At 63.4% G+C, this 17,406-nt stretch carries 11 protein-coding genes; 6 read left to right on the forward strand and 5 right to left on the reverse strand.

The features are described from left to right. Positions 1–123 precede the first annotated feature (123 nt). A complete protein-coding gene (locus QP305_RS05440; protein ID WP_284904419.1) occupies positions 124–1,281 on the forward strand; it encodes a hypothetical protein in 1,158 nt (385 codons plus the stop codon). Between the two features lie 130 nt (positions 1,282–1,411). Here the strand turns inward: QP305_RS05440 and QP305_RS05445 are convergent, their stop codons facing one another. The 3 genes from QP305_RS05445 to malQ form a co-directional block, all read right to left on the reverse strand. Further along, positions 1,412–3,901: a LacI family DNA-binding transcriptional regulator gene (locus tag QP305_RS05445; protein ID WP_284904420.1), complete on the reverse strand. Its 2,490-nt coding sequence runs from the start codon at positions 3,899–3,901 to the stop codon at positions 1,412–1,414. Positions 3,902–4,021: 120 nt separating this feature from the next. After that, entirely contained in the window at positions 4,022–5,341 is a 1,320-nt protein-coding gene (locus QP305_RS05450) for a sugar porter family MFS transporter (RefSeq protein WP_284904421.1), read from the reverse strand. 267 nt (positions 5,342–5,608) lie between these two features. Further along, on the reverse strand, positions 5,609–7,765 hold the full coding sequence (malQ, locus tag QP305_RS05455) for a 4-alpha-glucanotransferase (RefSeq protein ID WP_284904422.1): 2,157 nt from the start codon (positions 7,763–7,765) through the stop codon (positions 5,609–5,611). Positions 7,766–7,845: 80 nt separating this feature from the next. On the opposite strand from malQ, the gene QP305_RS05460 reads away from it, so the two are divergent. Beyond that, complete coding sequence (locus QP305_RS05460; protein WP_284904423.1) at positions 7,846–7,989, forward strand: hypothetical protein; 144 nt, start codon at positions 7,846–7,848, stop codon at positions 7,987–7,989. On the opposite strand, the gene QP305_RS05465 is transcribed toward QP305_RS05460, so the two are convergent. Then, positions 7,990–9,342: an MFS transporter gene (locus QP305_RS05465; protein ID WP_284904424.1), complete on the reverse strand. Its 1,353-nt coding sequence runs from the start codon at positions 9,340–9,342 to the stop codon at positions 7,990–7,992. It lies immediately after the preceding gene. Positions 9,343–9,634: 292 nt separating this feature from the next. Between QP305_RS05465 and QP305_RS05470 the strand changes: the two genes are divergently transcribed. Then, a complete protein-coding gene (locus QP305_RS05470; RefSeq protein WP_284904425.1) occupies positions 9,635–11,293 on the forward strand; it encodes a SulP family inorganic anion transporter in 1,659 nt (552 codons plus the stop codon). 176 nt (positions 11,294–11,469) lie between these two features. Here QP305_RS05470 and QP305_RS05475 read toward each other — a convergent pair whose 3' ends face one another. Beyond that, positions 11,470–12,723, reverse strand: coding sequence for an MFS transporter (locus QP305_RS05475; RefSeq protein ID WP_284904426.1), 1,254 nt, complete (start codon positions 12,721–12,723; stop codon positions 11,470–11,472). Between the two features lie 92 nt (positions 12,724–12,815). Here QP305_RS05475 and QP305_RS05480 point away from each other — a divergent pair, with 92 nt between their 5' ends. The 3 genes from QP305_RS05480 (at position 12,816) to QP305_RS05490 (ending at position 17,362) form a co-directional block, all read left to right on the forward strand. Continuing rightward, complete coding sequence (locus tag QP305_RS05480) at positions 12,816–13,514, forward strand: TetR/AcrR family transcriptional regulator (protein WP_284904427.1); 699 nt, start codon at positions 12,816–12,818, stop codon at positions 13,512–13,514. A gap of 130 nt (positions 13,515–13,644) precedes the next feature. Then, positions 13,645–16,395 carry a DNA methyltransferase gene (locus tag QP305_RS05485; RefSeq protein WP_284904428.1) on the forward strand — a complete coding sequence of 917 codons (2,751 nt, stop codon included), beginning with the start codon at positions 13,645–13,647 and terminating at the stop codon, positions 16,393–16,395. A 31-nt stretch (positions 16,396–16,426) separates the two neighbouring features. After that, positions 16,427–17,362 carry an acyl-CoA thioesterase gene (locus QP305_RS05490; RefSeq protein ID WP_180948632.1) on the forward strand — a complete coding sequence of 312 codons (936 nt, stop codon included), beginning with the start codon at positions 16,427–16,429 and terminating at the stop codon, positions 17,360–17,362. The last annotated feature ends 44 nt before the right edge of the window (positions 17,363–17,406 follow it).

A 17,406-nucleotide genomic window follows, 5' to 3' on the forward strand; every position in this document is an offset into this window, starting at 1 on the left:
ATAGTTCCCTCACACCCAAAGCACTCGAGCGCGAGTGCCAGCCGCTGCGAAGCTGAAACTATCCTGGATATTTTTATCATCACATTTCCTAATATCCTTTTATTACTTCGCTATAAACTTGTGGTGCAAACCGTCATATTCAAAGAAGAGGAAGACACCCCGATGAAGCACCCGAGTTACCTGGCTGTTGCCGCCGCCGCAGCCACCGCCATGTTCATTCCAGCCGCGGCGCTCGGTGCCCCGGCCACATCCACCAGCCTGACGAGCAATCTTTCCCGCCCTGCCGCGGATACGAACAGAGATAAGGCCGCTGAGGAGAAGGCCGCCGCGGAAGCGGAACTGGCTCGGGTCACCGCTGATCTGGCCGCCGAAAAGGCGAAGGTTCCGGGCCTCGAAGAAGACCTCGCCGCCGCGCGCCAGCGCCTCGCGGATCAGGAAGCTCCCCTCGCCCCGCTGCGTGCGCAGCAGCAGGAGTTGAGCGCCGAATGCGGCAAGCTCGGCCCCGCCATTGCTAGCCAGGAGAAGAAACTGGCGCAGCTCCAGGCCACGCTCACGGAAATTCAGGAAACTGAATACGCCACGATTGATGAGAAAAATGCGCTGGTGGTCAAGCGCACGCAGATGCAGCAGGCCGGCGCGGATGTGACGGAAATCAGCGCGCAGATTGACGCGCTGGAGAAGAAGCTCGAGCAGCTGCGCACCCAACAGCAGCAGCTCAATACCCAGATTTATACGCTCAAGCCGCTGATCGAGGAGCTGCGCGGCGCGCAGGCACAGTGCCCGGCTATGGAGGCCGAGCTCGCCCAGCAGATCAAGGATGCGGAGGCCGCCGCCGCACCGGCGCGCGCCGAGGTCGCCGAGAAGGCCAAGGCTCTCGAGGCGGCGCAGGCCCGCGTGGCTACGCTCACCGAACGCGCCGCGGCGCTCGAGAAGAAGATCGCGGAGCTGAATGAGATTCTTGCCCGCCCGCTTCCCGCGCAGCCCGCGCAACCTTCCACGCCAGGTGTTACGACGACGCCGCCAGCCGGCCCCGCGGCCCCTCCAGCCGTCACCGGCACCCCGGCAGCCCCCTCCGCTCCAGCTGCCCCGGCAACCGCCGCCCCCGCGGCAACAAATACGCCCGCCGTAGCCACGGCGCCCACCGCAACAGCAACACCCAAGGCCAGCGCAGCCAAGCCGCAACTGGCCAACTCAGGTGCGCAGCTGGGCGGCGCCATTGGCGCAGCCACGGTGCTCCTCGGAGCAGGCGGGGCGCTGGTGCTGCGGCGGGCGCGCCGCTAAGCACCAGTCCCAGCGTCTAGCAGGAAAGCTACATTCCTCGCATACAAGCCGAAGCGGCGGATCCCCACAGGTATCCGCCGCTTCGCCTATTACGCGCTGGTGCTGTTATGACACGGTGCCGCGCTGCCCTTTAACGCAAGGCACGCGGGAGCCGGGCGCCGTCGTCGTTAAAAGCGGAGAGGCGATAGCAGGTGACGGTGAGCTCACCGCTCACCTCCATCCGCACCTGCCCGCGCGGGTAAATGCGCTGGGTGAAGGAGGTGGTGCCTTCTTGGAAGAGCTCGACCAGGGAGCCGTCCATCCACAGGGAGGCCGGCGCGTTCACGGCGGCGGTGAAGAGCACCTCGTTGGTTTCCGAATCGCGCAGGGAGACGGTGCCGCTACCCGCCAGGTCCAGGGAGAAGGAGTGCAGCTCAGGCAGTTCGGTGACCACGGTGCCCTCGCCCTCGCGCAACGCGAAGATTTCGGGGGCCGGCTCGGTCCACACGCGTCCGTCGGAAATACGCACCTGGCGCGGGTAGGTCAGCGCACCGTTGTAGCCCGAGGCGTCGATATCGGCGTCGGTGCGGTCGGAGCCTTCCCAGGTCCAGCCCCAGGCGAGCACGCGCTCCCCGTCCACCACGCACTGGGGCGCGTAGAAGTCGGGCCCGGCGTCGAATTCACCGCCGGCACGGGGCACGAAACGGGGGTACCCGGCGCTCATATCCAGATCGCCCACCAGGTAGGCCACCCCGGTGAGGTGATCCATAAGCGTTTCCGCTTCCACCCACTGGGAGACGATGAGCACCCACGCCTCCCCCACCTGGATGAGCTGGGGGCATTCCCAGATGGAGGCCGGGGCGTAGATGGAGGCGAGCGGGTCGTCGCCCACCAGGAGGGTGTCCAGGTAGCGCCAGTTGCGCCAATCGGAGCATTCGTAGAGGAAGATCACGGGGGTGCCGTCCTCGAAGCCGCCGCCGTGGATGGCGTAGGTGCGCCCCTCCACCTCGAAAATGAAGGGGTCGCGCATGGCGCGCACGTTTTCGATGGGCGGCATGGTGGCGACGACGCCGGTGGGCTCCCAGCCACTCCTATCGGCGTTTTCCTCCGCCAGGACCGTCACGGAGGGGCCGTCCCCGCGGGTGACGGCGGTGTAAAGCAGCGAGGAGACTCCCTCGTGCACGGTGCCCACGCCGGACCAGCAGCCGGCCGAATCGGGCTGCCCGGGGCGCGGTTTGAGGGCGATGGGCTGCGCCGTCCAATTGACGAGGTCCGTGGAGGTGGCGTGGCCCCAGTGGATGTGGTCATGCCAGGGCGCCTTGGGGTTGTACTGGTAGAACATGTGCCAGGTATCGCCCACCTTGTGGATGCCGTTGGGGTCGTTGACCCACCCGAAGTTCGGGCGCACGTGCAGGGCGGGGAAGAAACGGTCGGGGAAGTTGTCGAGCTGTGTCATGATTGCCTCCTTTGTTGAGGGGGTTGGGGGCGGCGTGGCGGCCAGTGGGGAGCGACTGTGTCCCTCATCGTTGAGGAGGGCACGGTCGGGTACCCAGCCGGCGTGACGGCGCCCGTGGGCTGCGGCGTAGAGCCGATGTTGGTCAGTTCCCGCCGTTGAGCTTTCCTGCGGTGCCGTGGGGCAGCCGCAGCTCGGCCCGGTGATGACGGTGCAGGGCACCAGTCGGGTACGGTGCCGCTCCGCGGCGGCATCCGGGTCACCGAGCAGACGGGTGATTTCGGTAATGGCGCGCTCGGCAACCTCTTCTACCGGGTCAACGGCGCGCAGGAATGATTGGGCTTCGGGCAAGTGGGAATCATCGAAAACGGCCAGGCGAATATCGCGGCCCGGCACCAGGCCGCGGCGCCGTATCTCCGCCATGGCGGGCACGCACATGGCCGAGCTGCCCAGCACCAGGGCGTCAATATGGGCGCAGGAGTCAAGCACCTGGGCGATCTGGCGGCGCACCGCCCGCGGGGAGGAATGGGCGCCCACCAGCTGGTGGCGGGTCACCCGGTGGCCGCGTTCCACCAGGGCTTCCTCGAAGCCGCGCATATGCTGCGAGCCGTTGGCGATGCGCCGGTCCGGGTAGAAGAGCACCGGGTAGCGCACCCCGTGGTCGAGGAGGTGTGCGGTAATATCGCGGATCCCCTGCTGGTAGTCGGTGCTCACCTGCGGGGCCACCACGGCGGGATCGTTCCCGTTCACCACCGCGAAGGGGATGGCGTGGCGGCGCAGCCGCGGCAGCGAGTGCCGGCGCCATCCGGGCACGGGGCTGATGATCACCGCGTCCAGACGGTGCGCGATGAGGGCGCTGAGCGCCGCTTCTTCGGTATGTACGTTCGCGCCGGTATCCAGCAGGAAGGGCACCAGGCCGGCGTCGGTGGCCTGGCGGGCCAGCTCCAGGGCCACCGCTGTGCCCCCGGCGTTGCCGAGTAGGGTTCCCACAATGGCGATTCCGGGTGAGGCCCCGGCGCGTAGGGAGCGGACGGTGCGCGGGCTGGAGTAGCCCAGTTCCGCTGCCGCCTCCAGTACCCGCATCCGGGTGGATTCAGCCACCCGCCGGGTCCCGTTGAGCACGTGGGACACCGTGGTGATGGATACCCCGGCGCGGCTCGCCACGTCTTTCATCCCTACGCCCGCCATTGTTCCTCCTTCTTACGTTGTACGACGACGCCGGCGGCCCGCTGCGCGGGCCGCGCCACCCGTCGGCGCGCCACCTCGACGGTGCGTGAGCACCGTACCAGGCGCGGGGCGCCGCCCGGGCTACACGTCCTCGAGAAGAGTTCCCTTCGTCTCCGGCATCATAGTCCGCGACCAGATGACCGCGCCGAGCATGCACGCAGCGTAGAAGAGGAAGGTGAAGGTCATCGAGGCTTGGAACATCACCGGGAAGGTGCCGGAGATGATCGCGGCGGACACCCAGTGGGCGGCCGAACCGACGGCCTGGCCGTTGGCACGGTGGGCCGGCGGGAAGATCTCCGAGATGAAGACCCACAGCACCGAACCGATACCCACCGCGAGCGCCGCGATGAACACGATGATGAGAACCAGCACAATAATGCCGGTGGTGGTGGACAGCTCCGAGCCGTTGAAATAGAAGATTCCGGCGATGGCCAGCAGTGCCACCAGGTCGATGCCGGCGCCCAGGGTCACCAACGGGCGGCGTCCCGCCTTGTCCACGAGGGAGCGGCCCAGCAGGGTGAAGGCCAGGTTGGTCAGTCCCACCAGGATGGAGGAGGCGAAGGCGGCATCGCCGGCGATGCCGGCGGACTGGAGCAGGGACGGTGCGTAGTAGAGCACCGCGTTGGTGCCCGCGAATTGGGAGAAGAAAGCGATGAGGATCGCCATGGTGATGGGGCGGGCGGTGCGCTTCGAGAAGAAGGGCTCCGTTGCCGCGGCGTGCGGGGCGGCGTTATGCATATTTGCCATGACCTGCGCGGCTTCGTTCTTGCCCCACAGGTCTTCCATGACGCGCAGCGATTCGCTATCGCGCCCGCGGGTGTAGAGCCAGCGCGGGCTTTCCGGAATGAAGTAGCACACCGCGAGGAAAATGAGGGAAGGCACCGCCTGGATGCCGAGCATCCAGCGCCAGCCCAGCTCCACCGGCATCATTTTGACGATGATGTAATTGGAGAAGTAGGACACCACAATGCCGATCACGATATTGAGCTGCACCGTGGCCACCAGTTTTCCGCGCCGTGCGGCAGGCGATATCTCCGCCGTATACAGCGGGGCGATCACCGAGGAGGCCCCCACCGCGATCCCGCCGAGCATGCGGAAGATGAGGAAGAAGACCCAGCTATTGGCTACCGCCACGCATACAGAGGTGATGAGGTAGAGGGCGGCCACGCCTTTGAGGACGGGGCGCCGGCCCCATTTATCGGCCGGGATACCGCCGAAGAGCGCCCCGATAATGGTGCCGATGAGGGCGCAGGAGACCGTGAAGCCCAGCTGCCCGGCGCTCAGATCCCATTTATCTTGGAGGGCTGCCGTGGTTCCGGAAATCACCGCGGTATCGAAACCGAAGAGGAAGCCACCGAGTGATGCGGCGGTGGCCGAAAATGGTACGAGGTGTTTTTTCATGTTCTCTCCTCACCGTTGAGAATGCTGTTCGTGGCTGGTGCTGCGATGGCGGGAACGGTGCGCTTCCGTTGCGCCCCGTTTCCTTGCCCCGTGCCCCGTTTCCAGCTCAGGAACGGGGCAGACCGGCCGGTGCATTCACTCTAAGAAGAAGTGCTGGCATGAGCTAGGCCCGTCTCCTAAAATTTGCGCAAATTTTAGGAGACGGGCCTAGCTGCGTCGTCGTACCTTTAACGGCAGTCGCGGACCTGTTTGTTCCCGTGCACCGCCTTAGCCGCGCGGGTGGCAGCGCTCGTATTCCGCCGTGTAGGCGGCGATGAGGGAACGCAGCCGGGGGTGCTCGCCCAGGTCCTCGGTGAGGACCACCTTTTCAGTGCCGTCGGCCAGCGGGATCTTCCAATTCGGGTATTCGGTATCGGTCCCGGGCTGGTTTTGGGTGCGCCGCTCGCCCACCGCGTCCACCAGAGCAATGGCCTGGAGCTGTGCGGGGGTGCGGGCAATATAGCAGTGCATCGCCTCGATGAGCTCGCGCTCCGTGGGGTCGTGGCTCTCCAGCAAACCGCAGCCGCACAGGGTGTCAATAAGCACGCTGCGCTCGCGGCGGGCTTCTTCGCGTACCTGCTCCACGGGCTCCACCAGGATATCCAGGGAGGCACGCAGGTCCACGTGTTCGCCGGCCAGGTAGCCGGCCAGCGGGGGCAGGTCGTGGGTATCCACCGTGACCAGGGAGGCGCTGCGGTAGTGCTCGGGGGCACGGAAGGCTTCCCCTTCCTTTTCGAAGAGCATGACGGAGGTTCCGAAAATGCCCCGTTCGGTCAGGAAATCACGCACCCAGGGCTCCACGTTGCCCAGGTCTTCCCCGATGAGGAAGGTGCCCGAGCGCGCCGCTTCCAGCATGAGCACGCCGATGAGGGCTTCGTGGTTGTAGTACACGTAGGTGCCGTCCACCGGCTTATTGCCCGCCGGGATCCACCACAGCCGGAAGAATCCCATCACGTGGTCGATGCGCAGCGCCCCGGCATGGCGCATGACGGTGCGGGCCATGTCGCGCACCGGTGCGTAGTGCTGGCGGTCGAGCTCCACCGGGTTGAAGGGCGGCGGGGACCAGTCTTGCCCGAGCTGGTTGTACATATCGGGCGGGGAGCCCACGCTCACCCCGCTGGCGAAGGCATCCGGGTTGGCCCAGGCATCCGCGCCGCAGGCCTGCACCCCCACCGCGAGGTCGTGCACCACGCCGATGCCCATGCCGGCATCGCGCGCCACTTTCTGGGCGGCTTCCAGCTGCTGGTCCATGACCCACTGGCACCAGCAGTAGAAGTCGATGCGTTCGCTCAGCTCGGCGCGTTCGCGGCGCGAGGCCAAGGTATCGGGGCGCTCGCATTCGAGCGGGAAGTGCTTGCCGTAGCGCTCAAACATCGCGCACCAGAACGCGAAATCTTCCAGGCCCTGGCCTTCGGCGGCGCGGAACGCGTCGAAATCGGCCTGGCGGGCGTGGCTGCGCGGTTCGCGGTAAATCACTTCGAGGGCGCTGCGTTTGGCTTCCCAGCAGGCGCTGCGATCCAGCAGAGTATTGTGCAGCGAGGATTCCTTGGGGGCCTGCCCCGCCCACGTGACCATGGAGCGCTTGCCGGAGTCCATATAGGCCACTTCGCGGATGTCCTCCGGGCGGATGTAGAGAGGGTTGAAGAAGCGGCGCGACGTCGGCAAATACGGCGAGTTCGTGAGCTGCCCGCACGGTTCGGCGGCGTGCAGCGGGTTAATGAGCACGAATTGCGCCCCCAGCCCGCCGAAGAGCGAGCCGAGTTCGGCCAGGTCCGCGGTGTCCCCCGTCCCCCAGGAGTCGCGCGAGCGCACCGAGTAGAGCTGGCTCATCACGCCCCAACCGGCCACGCCTTTTTCTGCCGGGGCGGGCAGGCGCGCGGGCACCACAATGAGCGCCCCGCTATGCCAGGTGGCGGCCTCCTCCCCCGCTGCCGGCGGGGTGACCTTGGCGCGCACCGTGTGGTAGCCGAGCGGCAGGTTCCCCGGGATGATGAAGGCGGCGCGGCCGATCATGGCGCCGTCGATGAGGCGCGGCAGTTCAAAATCTTCGGCCTGTACGGCGGGTAGTTCCGCGCCGTCTTCTAGTTCGTAGGTGAGGGTGACGGCCGCGCCGTGGGGCACGTGCACGCGGATGATCTGCTCGTTACCTTCGCGCACCACCGTGGTGGCGGGCAACACGTGGCGCCATTCGCGGCTATCGACCGTGTCCAGCGCCGCCTGCGCCGCTTCCGGAGTGGAGGTGTCAATCCCCATGGCCGCGAGCACCGCGACGAGCGTATCGGCATCCACCGTCACGTATTCGCCCGCGAAACTCCAATAATGCGTTGCCACTCCGTATGCATCAGCGATGCGGTTGAGCATATCTTGCGGTGGTGAACCCGCCATGGTTCCCTCCTTGTGTCTCCCCGTGTGTCCCCGGTTGCTCGCCTCCGGTGGCGAGCCCGGTTACTAGAATATCTGCTCCGTTGCCTTTCCGTGGAATTCCGCGCCGTGGTGGGGATGGTGCGACGACGACGGCGCAGCTGGCGGGGGCCGCCCCGCCACGCGCCATTGGCCCCGGGCCGGGCACCGTTGGCACCCCACAGCTGCGAAAATTCGCTCCGTGGTAGCTATGCCATGCGCGCAGGGTAGGCGTGCCGAAGGTAGATAAAGGAAATAATCGTTGCACCCGCGATAAGCAGCCATGTTATTCCGTAGGGCAGCGCAGAAACTCCATCCCCCGATACGAAAGCCAAGGCCACGATAGAGGTAGTCAGCGGGATAAACATCGTGGATGCGAGGGATTCCACGATCACCGCAGAGCTGGCCATCTCCTCGATGGTGATGCCGTCAGGCTCGTCCGGGTCGTCGAAGAAAATATTGAGGGTGTCCAGGTAGGCGATGCCTATGCCGATCCCGGCAAGGGTCCACGCGATGCAGAACACAGGCGTAGCCGATGCCGGGCGCCACCCGGAGAAAATCCACGCCGCCAAGAAGATCGCCGCGAGCGCGATGAAACCGAGCCCAAAAATAACGCGGAGCCGATATCCGCGCCGAGTCGCGGCCGGCTTGATGCCGCAGACCACGCCCACAACGGCCCAGCCGAGCCCGCCGCCCATAATGATGATGCCCAGGGCGTCCGGGCCGGCCTGGTAGAGGTCGTGCGCGGTGAGGGAGACGAGTTCATTTCCCGCAAAATAGCCACCGGTTAGGAAGAGCATGCCGGCCAGGGCGGCGCGGCGGGGTGTTTTTTGCGTGAAGGTGCCCTGAGGCATGAGGAGCACGGCCACGCGGCCCAGCACCGCCACCCCGATGACCATGAGCACGATCTTGAGCGGGCCAGATGCCGGGATAATTGTTATTCCCACGCCCGCCACGATGAGGAGAAGCGCGGTATAGGAGAAGGGCGATTCTTTGCGTTCCCCTTCGGTTTGGAGATTGAGGGCGATAACGAAGCGGGCTACCAGAAGCAGCGGGAGGTAGAGGAGCATGGCCCAGCGCCAGGAGAGCAGGTGCGTTGCCCACGCCGCATATGCCGGGCCGACCACGGAGGACACCACCCAGCTGGCGGAGGAAAAAGCTAGGGTGAGGCGCCGGGCGCGCCCGGAAAGGCCCAGCGCTACCGCACCGATGGAAGTCATGGCCAGGGTGGAGCCGGCCAGGCCCCGGATCGCTGCCCCGAGAAGATAGACCAAGATATGGGGCGCCGCGGCGCTGGTGCACGCGCCCAGCACCAGGAAAACGGTGGCGCCCATGAGGAGGCGGGGTAGTCGCATCCGATTCATCAGCGCCGCACCGATGGGCAGCCCCGCCATGGAAGCAATCGCGGATACTCCCATAATCACACCGTAGAGGTTTTGCGCGTGCAGGTCTTTGGCCAGGATCGGCAAAATCAGCTGGTTGAGGTAGGTCTGCATTCCCCCGATAAGTTCGAGGATAATGACGGCAATAGCGATCACCAGCCCGGCGCTTCGTTTTTTCATGGTCTTACTGTAGCCGGGCCGGAAGTCCCAAAAAATACCGAAACCGCCACAAGATTTCACCACAAAAGCCGCATCAAAATTCCGTTTCAAAAGCCGCCCGCAACATCACCCCACACCCCCGTCTCAAAATATGGACACATATGCTATGGTGGCTTCGTTCTACCAAACACGCATCTTGACGCCACCGCTATAAAACAGCACGACCCGGTGCGAAACAACACTATTCGAGCGCCACACTCTCCACGTATGCGCGATATGGCCTGTTCAGATGCTGAGATTGTGAAAGGTTTTTGTGCCCGCTTTTATCACGCATCTGCGTTCACTACTGCCCTGCACCGATGACCTACGCGCCACCAAAAAATATTGGCGCCAGGATATTGCCGCGGGCATCACGGTGGGAATCGTAGCGCTCCCCCTCGCCCTGGCTTTCGCTATTTCCAGCGGCCTGAGCGCGGAGGCCGGCCTCATTACCGCCATCGTTGCGGGAATTATCGCGGCAATCTTCGGCGGCTCCAATTACCAGATCTCCGGGCCCACCGGCGCCATGGCGGTCATCTTGGCACCCATCGTGGCCGCGCACGGTGCGCGAGTGGTGCCGCTCCTGTGCCTCATGGCGGGAGGCCTCATCCTCCTGGCCGGTGTGCTGGGCCTGGGGCGCGCCGTCTCCCTCATCCCCTGGCCGGTGATCGAAGGTTTCACGGTGGGCATCGCCGCCATTCTTTTCTTCCAGCAGGTCCCCAATATTATCGGCGTGGAGGCCCGCGCCGGCCTAAGCACCCTCCCGGCGGCGTTCGACGCCCTCACCCGCATAACCCCCGCAACGGCGCTCACCACGGGGCTGCTTTGCCTGGCCGCCATCGTCATTATCGCGGCGTGCACGAAAATCTCGAAGAAGCTCCCCGGTTCCCTCATCGCGGTACTGGTGGTGAGCATCATCGCCTGGGCTGCCGGCCTCACGGTGCCCACCATCGGCATCATCCCCTCCACTCTCCCCGCCCCGGTCGTCCCCGAAATCTCCATAGGCCTCCTTAGCGCCCTGGCGCCGGGCGCGCTCGCGGTGGCGGCCCTGGCGGGTATCGAGTCGCTCATCTCCGCGCGGATCGCGGCGGGGATGGTGCGCGGCGGTAGCTATTCTCCGGATCGGGAGCTGGTGGGCCAGGGCCTGGCGTCGGTGGGCTGCGGACTTTTCGGCGGCATGCCCGCCACCGGCGCCATTGTCCGCACCGCCGTGAATGTGCGTTCGGGTGGGCGTTCGCGCCTGGCCGCCCTCATCCACTCCCTGGTGCTCATTGCGGTGGTGTATCTGGCCTCCGCCGCGGTCTCGGCTATCCCGCTCTCGGTTCTTGCCGGCGTGCTGGTGGTGACCTGCTACCGCATGATTAATCCGGATACGGTGCGCCAGGTGATGCGTTCCAACCGCTCCGACGCCTCCGTTTTCGTGATCACGACGATTATTACGGTGGGTCTGGATATTATTTGGGCGATCACCGTGGGAATTATTATTTCCGGGATTCTGGTGTTGCGGCGCATGGCGAACCGTTCGGGTATTTTCCGCGAAGATCTCCCCTCCGATCCGAAAATTGCTATTTTGCGGGTAGACGGCACCATGTTTTTCGGCGTGGGCGACCGCATCGAGCGCGAAATCCCGCGCCTGGCGGGCGTGGACGTGGTAATTTTGCGCCTCTCCCGCGTCGGAATCGTGGACGCCACCGGGGTGCGAGCCCTGGCGCAGGTGGTCGACCGCCTGGTCGATGCCGGCAATACCGTGCTGGTCAAGGGCCTACCCAAGCAGGTACAAGAGATGGCCCAGCGCATGGAACTGGGCCAACTCAGCATCGGCGATTATCTTTTCGCGGATATGGACGGCGCGATGGCGCAGGCCCGCCGCATCGTGGCCGCGAATGGCAGCTCCACCGCCACCGGCCGTTTCCGCGCGGTGGAAGAAACGTAGGCCCCCCATCATCTACCGGTCCCGCACATTTCCTGGTACCGTTTCCGGTGACAGGACTCCCCGCACCTCTCGTAGAAGTGTCCCAGGGGAGACGTTTTTTCTCACCACCCCGCGAACCATGCACCGCAGCCTTTTCGCGCACTTGCGGAATAGGTACGACGACGCCGCCTCCCCCGCTACCGCCTAAACGAGGGATGCACCGCACTCATGAGAATGCCCAATGCCAACAGCACCACGCAGACCGCAATCGGTAGCCACGGTGCGATCCCATAGAGCGCCGTGGACGCAACAGGGGCCAGCACATAGGCCATGCCGTTATTGGCATTGATGAGCCCGGCCATGCCGCCCTGTTCGTGCGGCTCCATCTTCAGGGTAGGAGCGGTGTTATAGCCCGGCATTGCTAAGCCGGAGCCGAGCCCCGCCAGCACGCAGGCCAGCACGAAAATCCACAGGTGGCTCGGGTGGAGCAACAGGGCCACCGCCACGAAGAAAATCACCAACCCGCGGCGGAAGAGCTGCACCGCATTCCAGCCGAGCCGCGGCGCCAGCGCGGCCTGGGCGATAATCATGACCACTCCCATAATGGACATGCACAAGGCCGTAAATCCGGCGGTGGCCGCCGCTTCCAGCCCCAATGCGTCTTGGAGCAGGAAGCCGAACACGGTGGTCAGGGTGGAAAATACGGTGAACATGAGGAATCCGCAGGCCAGGAAGGCGAATGCCCGCGGGTCGAAATAGCTGACTTTGGCAGGCTTCTCCACCCGCTTTTCACCCCGGGTGGGCTTGAAGGTCACCAGCAGCACCACAACCCCGGCCAGGATCATGAGCGGCATGACCACCAGCGGCAGCATAAAGCCGCCGAGGGCCGCCAGGCTCCCACCCACCAGCGCACCGAGGATGGTGGCGAATCCTTGCGCGGCGCCCAGCATGCCCACGCCTTTGACTCGCTGCGCCTCACTATAGGTGTGGGTGATGATGTAGGTCTGGGCAGCGGGCGTGATCGCGGCAATGGATCCGCCGTACAGCAGGCCCCGGGTGAACACCACCCCGACCACCAAAGCGCTCCCAACCAACGCTCCTTGCAAGCCAAACCAGGCCACTACCGCGAAGGCAGCGAGCGCGGTGGCCGCGCCCAGCATCCCCGTCACCAGAATGGGGCGGGTGCCCCGCCGCAGGGAGACCCTCCCCCACGTGGTTGAGCTGAGCGAGAGCACGATGGCTGCCAGGGAGATCGTCGCCCCGATATGCCATTCTTGTAGGCCGATTTCGCGCGAGAGCGGGGCAATAATCGGGTTGAGAATCATCTGGCCCATATAGGCCAGCAGTACCGTCAGGAATAGCGGGAACAGGCCCGGAATCTGGCCCTTTGTTGAGCCAGTCTCCAATTCCGGTTCCGCTGCCGGTTGCGGGTGAGTATTCGCGTCGGTCATAGCGCTTCCTTTTCAGAAGTAATGGGTGAACGGCACACACACTAGAACACTGTTCTAGTAATGTCAATGCGGGGTGGCGATATGCTGGGCATATGCACGCTAAATCCGTGAACACCGGCCGGCGCGTCGGTCTGACCCAGGATAAAATTCGCCACGCCGCCCAGGCCCTCTCCCGTGACCGCGGCATCGAAAACTGGTCGATTCGCGATTTAGCGCTTGAACTCAAAGTCTCCCCTTCGGTGATTTACCACTATTTCGCCAACCGGGACGCCATCGTCGATGCCGTCATCGCGCATCTCATCGGCTCTATCGCTCTGCCCGAAACAAGCTTGGAGTGGAAGGAGTGGTTCATGGCGCTGGCTCAGAACGCCCGCCCGGTTCTGCTTGAACATCCGGGGGTGACGGAGCGGATGATGCACGGCAATTTCAGTGCCGAGATGCTCCCCCTCCTTGAAGCATCTTTCGAAAAGTTGCACGAGGCCGGTTTCCGCCATCACGCCCCGCAGGCTTACACCATGATTATCAATACAATTCTGTGGGCGATTACGGCGCGTAATTTGCGCAGCCCCACTCGCCGCGAGCAGCGCCACGATCTAGGCCGCATGGTGGCCGAGGCTCAGCCCCTGGCCGCCACCTCCACCGCGCTCACCGATATGCTCACCAACTACCTGCTGCCCCTCACGGATCCGCAGAACGAAAACCAGATGAGCCAGGAATACTTCACCATCATGGTGCAAGCCCTCCTGGTGGGCCTGGAACAAACGCTCCTCCCCCGCGAAAGCCCTAACTAACGCGCACCGATGAGCGCACACCTACAGCAGCACCCGCAGCAGTCCCTACCGCCGAGCCACCGCCTAAGATAGTCCCATACCACCCCGGCCCGCACCCGCGCGCCCGGGCCCGCCGTGAAAGGAGCCGCGCGTGGCACTGACCCTATCCACCATCGAGGAAAGCGTGCGCGCGCTGGCCGGCCAACCCAGCTACACCCGCGATTTCTTCTTTGACCTGCTGCGCGCGTACGGCATCTCAAAATCTTCCATCGCCCGCCTGCGTTCCACCACCGCCAGCTCGATCAACGTCGCGGCCGACCGTGAACACGAAATCGCATGGAAAAACAAACTGTACATCCGCGAAACCACCGGCGACCTCGTGGCCGCGGCCCTCGATCTCAAAACCAGCGACACCGCGATCCGCTACAACACCCGTTTCGTCATCGCCACCGATTACACCAGCCTCGCCGCCTTCGATACCAAAACGGGCGATTCCCTCATCACCCCGCTCGCGCAGATCGACAAAAACATCACATTCTTCCTGCCGTGGGCGAATATGGAGCGCCGCGATTTCGCCTCGGATACCAAAGCGGACCGCCGCGCCGCCGAACACATGAGCAAGCTCTACGACGACCTCCTCGAAGCCAGCCCGGATATGCTCACCGACGCCGCGTCCCGCCACGGCCTCAATATTTTCTTCACCCGCCTCCTTTTCTGCTTCTTCGCGGAGGACACCGGCATTTTCGCGCGCGGCCAGTTCACCAGCGCCATCGGCTCCTTCACCGCCCGCGACGGCTCGGACACCGCGGAATTCCTCCGCACCCTCTTCCGCGCCCTCGACACCCCGAACGCCGCGGACAAACCCGTTTACCTGCAAGACTTCCCGTACGTCAACGGTCGCCTTTTCCGTATTAATAACGACGACGACGCCTCTTTGGCTGTCCCCCACTTCACCATGGCGGCCCGGGACTCCCTCTTGCGGCTCGGCACCCTGGATTGGTCAGAAATCAACCCGGATATTTTCGGTTCCATGTTCCAGGGCGTGGTCGATAAGCAGCAGCGCGCCAACCTGGGCCAGCACTACACCTCGGTGCCGAATATCTTCAAAACCATCCGCCCGCTCTTCCTCGACGAGCTGGAACAGCAATACGATGCCGCCGCCAACTCGGTGAAGAAACTGCGGGATTTACTGGCTCGTATCCAAAGCATTAAGGTATTCGATCCCGGGTGCGGCAGCGGCAATTTCCTTGTTATTGCTTATAAAGCGCTGCGCCAGCTGGAGCATAGAATCCTGGAGCGCATCGATAGCCTCTCCACCTCGGGCTCCTGGTCGCTGCTGGGGATGGGGGAGGAAGAAAAGCTGGGCGCGGCTACCCTGGGCCTGGCTTCTTCGGTTATCAATATTGAGAACTTCTACGGCATCGAAATCGATGACGTCTCGGTCGAAATGGCGATCCTCTCGCTCTGGATTGCCAAGCACCAGATGAATGAGGAATTCGCGGAGAAATTCGGCGTGGATATTCCCCTCATCCCGCTCAAGGAAACCGGGCATATTGTGCACGGGAATGCTACCCGCCTCGACTGGAATGAGGTCTGCCCCAATAACGGAACAGATGAAATTTACATTATCGGAAATCCGCCGTATGTGGGAAGTACGTACCAGACCAAGGACCAGAAGGATGACTTCGCCTATGTTTTCGATAGCGCGAAGTACCCGAAGAAGCTCGATTACGTTGCTCTGTGGTTCATTGAGGGAGCGAATTACATTCGCGGCACCCGCGCCAAACTCGCTTTTGTGACCACGAATTCCATTACCCAGGGCGAGCAGGTCGCCCTTCTCCACCCCCATGTATTCACGGGCGGCATTGAAATCGGCTACGCCTACACCTCTTTCAAGTGGAGTAATAACGCCTCCCATAATGCCGGGGTGACCGTTGCAGTTATTGGCCTGCGCAATGAATCCTCCGAGCCTAAATACCTCTTCACGGACCTGGTGCGAACTCCAGTTGAGAATATTAACGCCTACCTCATTGCTGGCGAGAGCACCTTCGTCACTGCAAGAAGCACAACTTTATCCCCGTCCCTACCGAAAATGACCAAGGGATCCCAACCGACTGACGGCGGTAATCTCATCCTTTCGGATCAAGAAGCAGAAGATCTTCTCACCAGCCATCCCGAGCTTTCCGAAGTCCTCAAACAGTTCGTAGGAGCTGATGATTACATCAACGGGAAAGACCGCTACTGCCTGTGGCTCACGGAAGAAAACTGGCACCAAGCAGCCGAAATTCCGGAAGTAAAGCAGCGCCTGGACCGCGTTTCCGCTATGCGTTCGGCCAGCACAAAGAAGCAGACCCAAGAGTTTGCTGCTATTCCTTGGCGATTTGGGGAAGTCCGCTATAAGCCTACGGATTCGATTATTGTTCCAAGTGTTTCTTCGGAACGCCGTGAGTACGTTCCCGTCGGCTACCTTGGCCCAGACACCGTCATTTCCAACCTGGCGTTCGCTATCTACGATGCTGGGCCATGGTTGTTCGCGTTGCTGACCTCGAAAATGCACATGGCTTGGCTACGCGCTGTTGGCGGGAAGATGAAAACCGACTTCCGGTACTCGAATACCTTGGTGTATAACACTTTCCCCGTGCCAGAGTTGTCGGCGTCGTCGAAAGAAGAACTCACGAAACGTGCGCTACGCGTACTCGATGTACGCGAATACCACTGCGAAAAAACCTTAGCCGAGCTCTACGACCCGGACCTTATGCCACGCAACCTCCGCGAAGCGCACGAAAAAATTGACGAGGCAGTCGATAGACTTTATCGCAACAAGCCCTTTGCTTCTGATGAGGAGCGGCTGGCCGTCCTGTTTGAGAAATATCAGCAGCTCGTTGCGGCGGAGGGGAAGTAGCGTGGCGCGCGCCGCCGGGAGTGAGGAAGATATGCACCGCATCGATATACCGGAAACGCACACCGAGCCCTTGGCGTCGATTCTCAATAATTTGCGGCTGGAGCGCTGCGGGACGGGGCGGTATCGCGGCCAAAACCTGGTGCAGATCACCGGGAAAGTGTACGGCGGGCAGGTGCTCGGGCAGGCCACGATGGCGGCGGCTGATGATGTGCAGCGCTCGCTCGGCATCGGGGAGGATGAGCGGCTGGCGCATTCCATTACCGCGGCGTTCCAGCGGGCCGGGCACCTGGATGAGCCTATCGAGTTCCAGGTGGAGGAGATCAACGATCTGCGCTCCTTCTCTACCCGGAATGTCACGGCGTACCAGGGTGACCGTTTGATTTTCACGGCGCGGGTGTCGTTCCAATTGCGCCAGCCCGGGCCTACCCTGGCTTCCTCCATGCCGGATGTTCCCGGGCCGGAGGGGCTGCCTTCGTCGGTGGATTTCTTCGGGGCGCTCGATAATGTGTTCGCGAAGGTGATGTCGTCCACGAACGGGATTGATATGCGGCGGGTGGAAGGTGATATCTACCTGCGGCCGGATCCGGGGCGGTCCCCGCGCCAGCATCTGTGGCTGCGGGCGCGTTCGCCGATGCCGGAAGGGACCTCGCGTACCCTCCAGCGGGCGATGCTCGGGTATTCAGCGGACCAGTTCATGTTGGAGCCGGCCTTGCGGGCCCTCGGGCTGGCCTGGCTTTCCCGCGGGATTTCGGTGGCGACTCTTGATCACGCGATCTGGTGGCATCGCAATTTTGATATGTCGGAGTGGATTCTGGCGGAGATGGAATGTGTTTCCGCGCAGAACGGGCGCGCCCTGGTGAACGCAAAGTTCTTCCAGGACGGCCGCCACATTGCCTCCATGAGCCAAGAAGGGATGGTCCGGGTGCCAGAACGACACCCGGACCATCCCGAGCAGCATGTCGAGTAGCTGGCGGCAGCTACTCAATGTGGGCGCTGCGCGCGTGGGCATAA

The organism is Actinotignum timonense (genome assembly GCF_030216305.1).
GTDB classification, from domain to species: Bacteria; Actinomycetota; Actinomycetes; order Actinomycetales; family Actinomycetaceae; genus Actinotignum; species Actinotignum timonense_A.

Coding starts and splice junctions, on each gene's coding strand:
- QP305_RS05445 (WP_284904420.1), bottom strand. CDS start 3,901: ATGGCGGGCGTAGGGATGAAAGACGTGGCGAGCCGCGCCGGGGTATCC.
- QP305_RS05450 (WP_284904421.1), bottom strand. CDS start 5,341: ATGAAAAAACACCTCGTACCATTTTCGGCCACCGCCGCATCACTCGGT.
- malQ (WP_284904422.1), bottom strand. CDS start 7,765: ATGGCGGGTTCACCACCGCAAGATATGCTCAACCGCATCGCTGATGCA.
- QP305_RS05465 (WP_284904424.1), bottom strand. CDS start 9,342: ATGAAAAAACGAAGCGCCGGGCTGGTGATCGCTATTGCCGTCATTATC.
- QP305_RS05475 (WP_284904426.1), bottom strand. CDS start 12,723: ATGACCGACGCGAATACTCACCCGCAACCGGCAGCGGAACCGGAATTG.
- QP305_RS05480 (WP_284904427.1), top strand. CDS start 12,816: ATGCACGCTAAATCCGTGAACACCGGCCGGCGCGTCGGTCTGACCCAG.
- QP305_RS05490 (WP_180948632.1), top strand. CDS start 16,427: ATGCACCGCATCGATATACCGGAAACGCACACCGAGCCCTTGGCGTCG.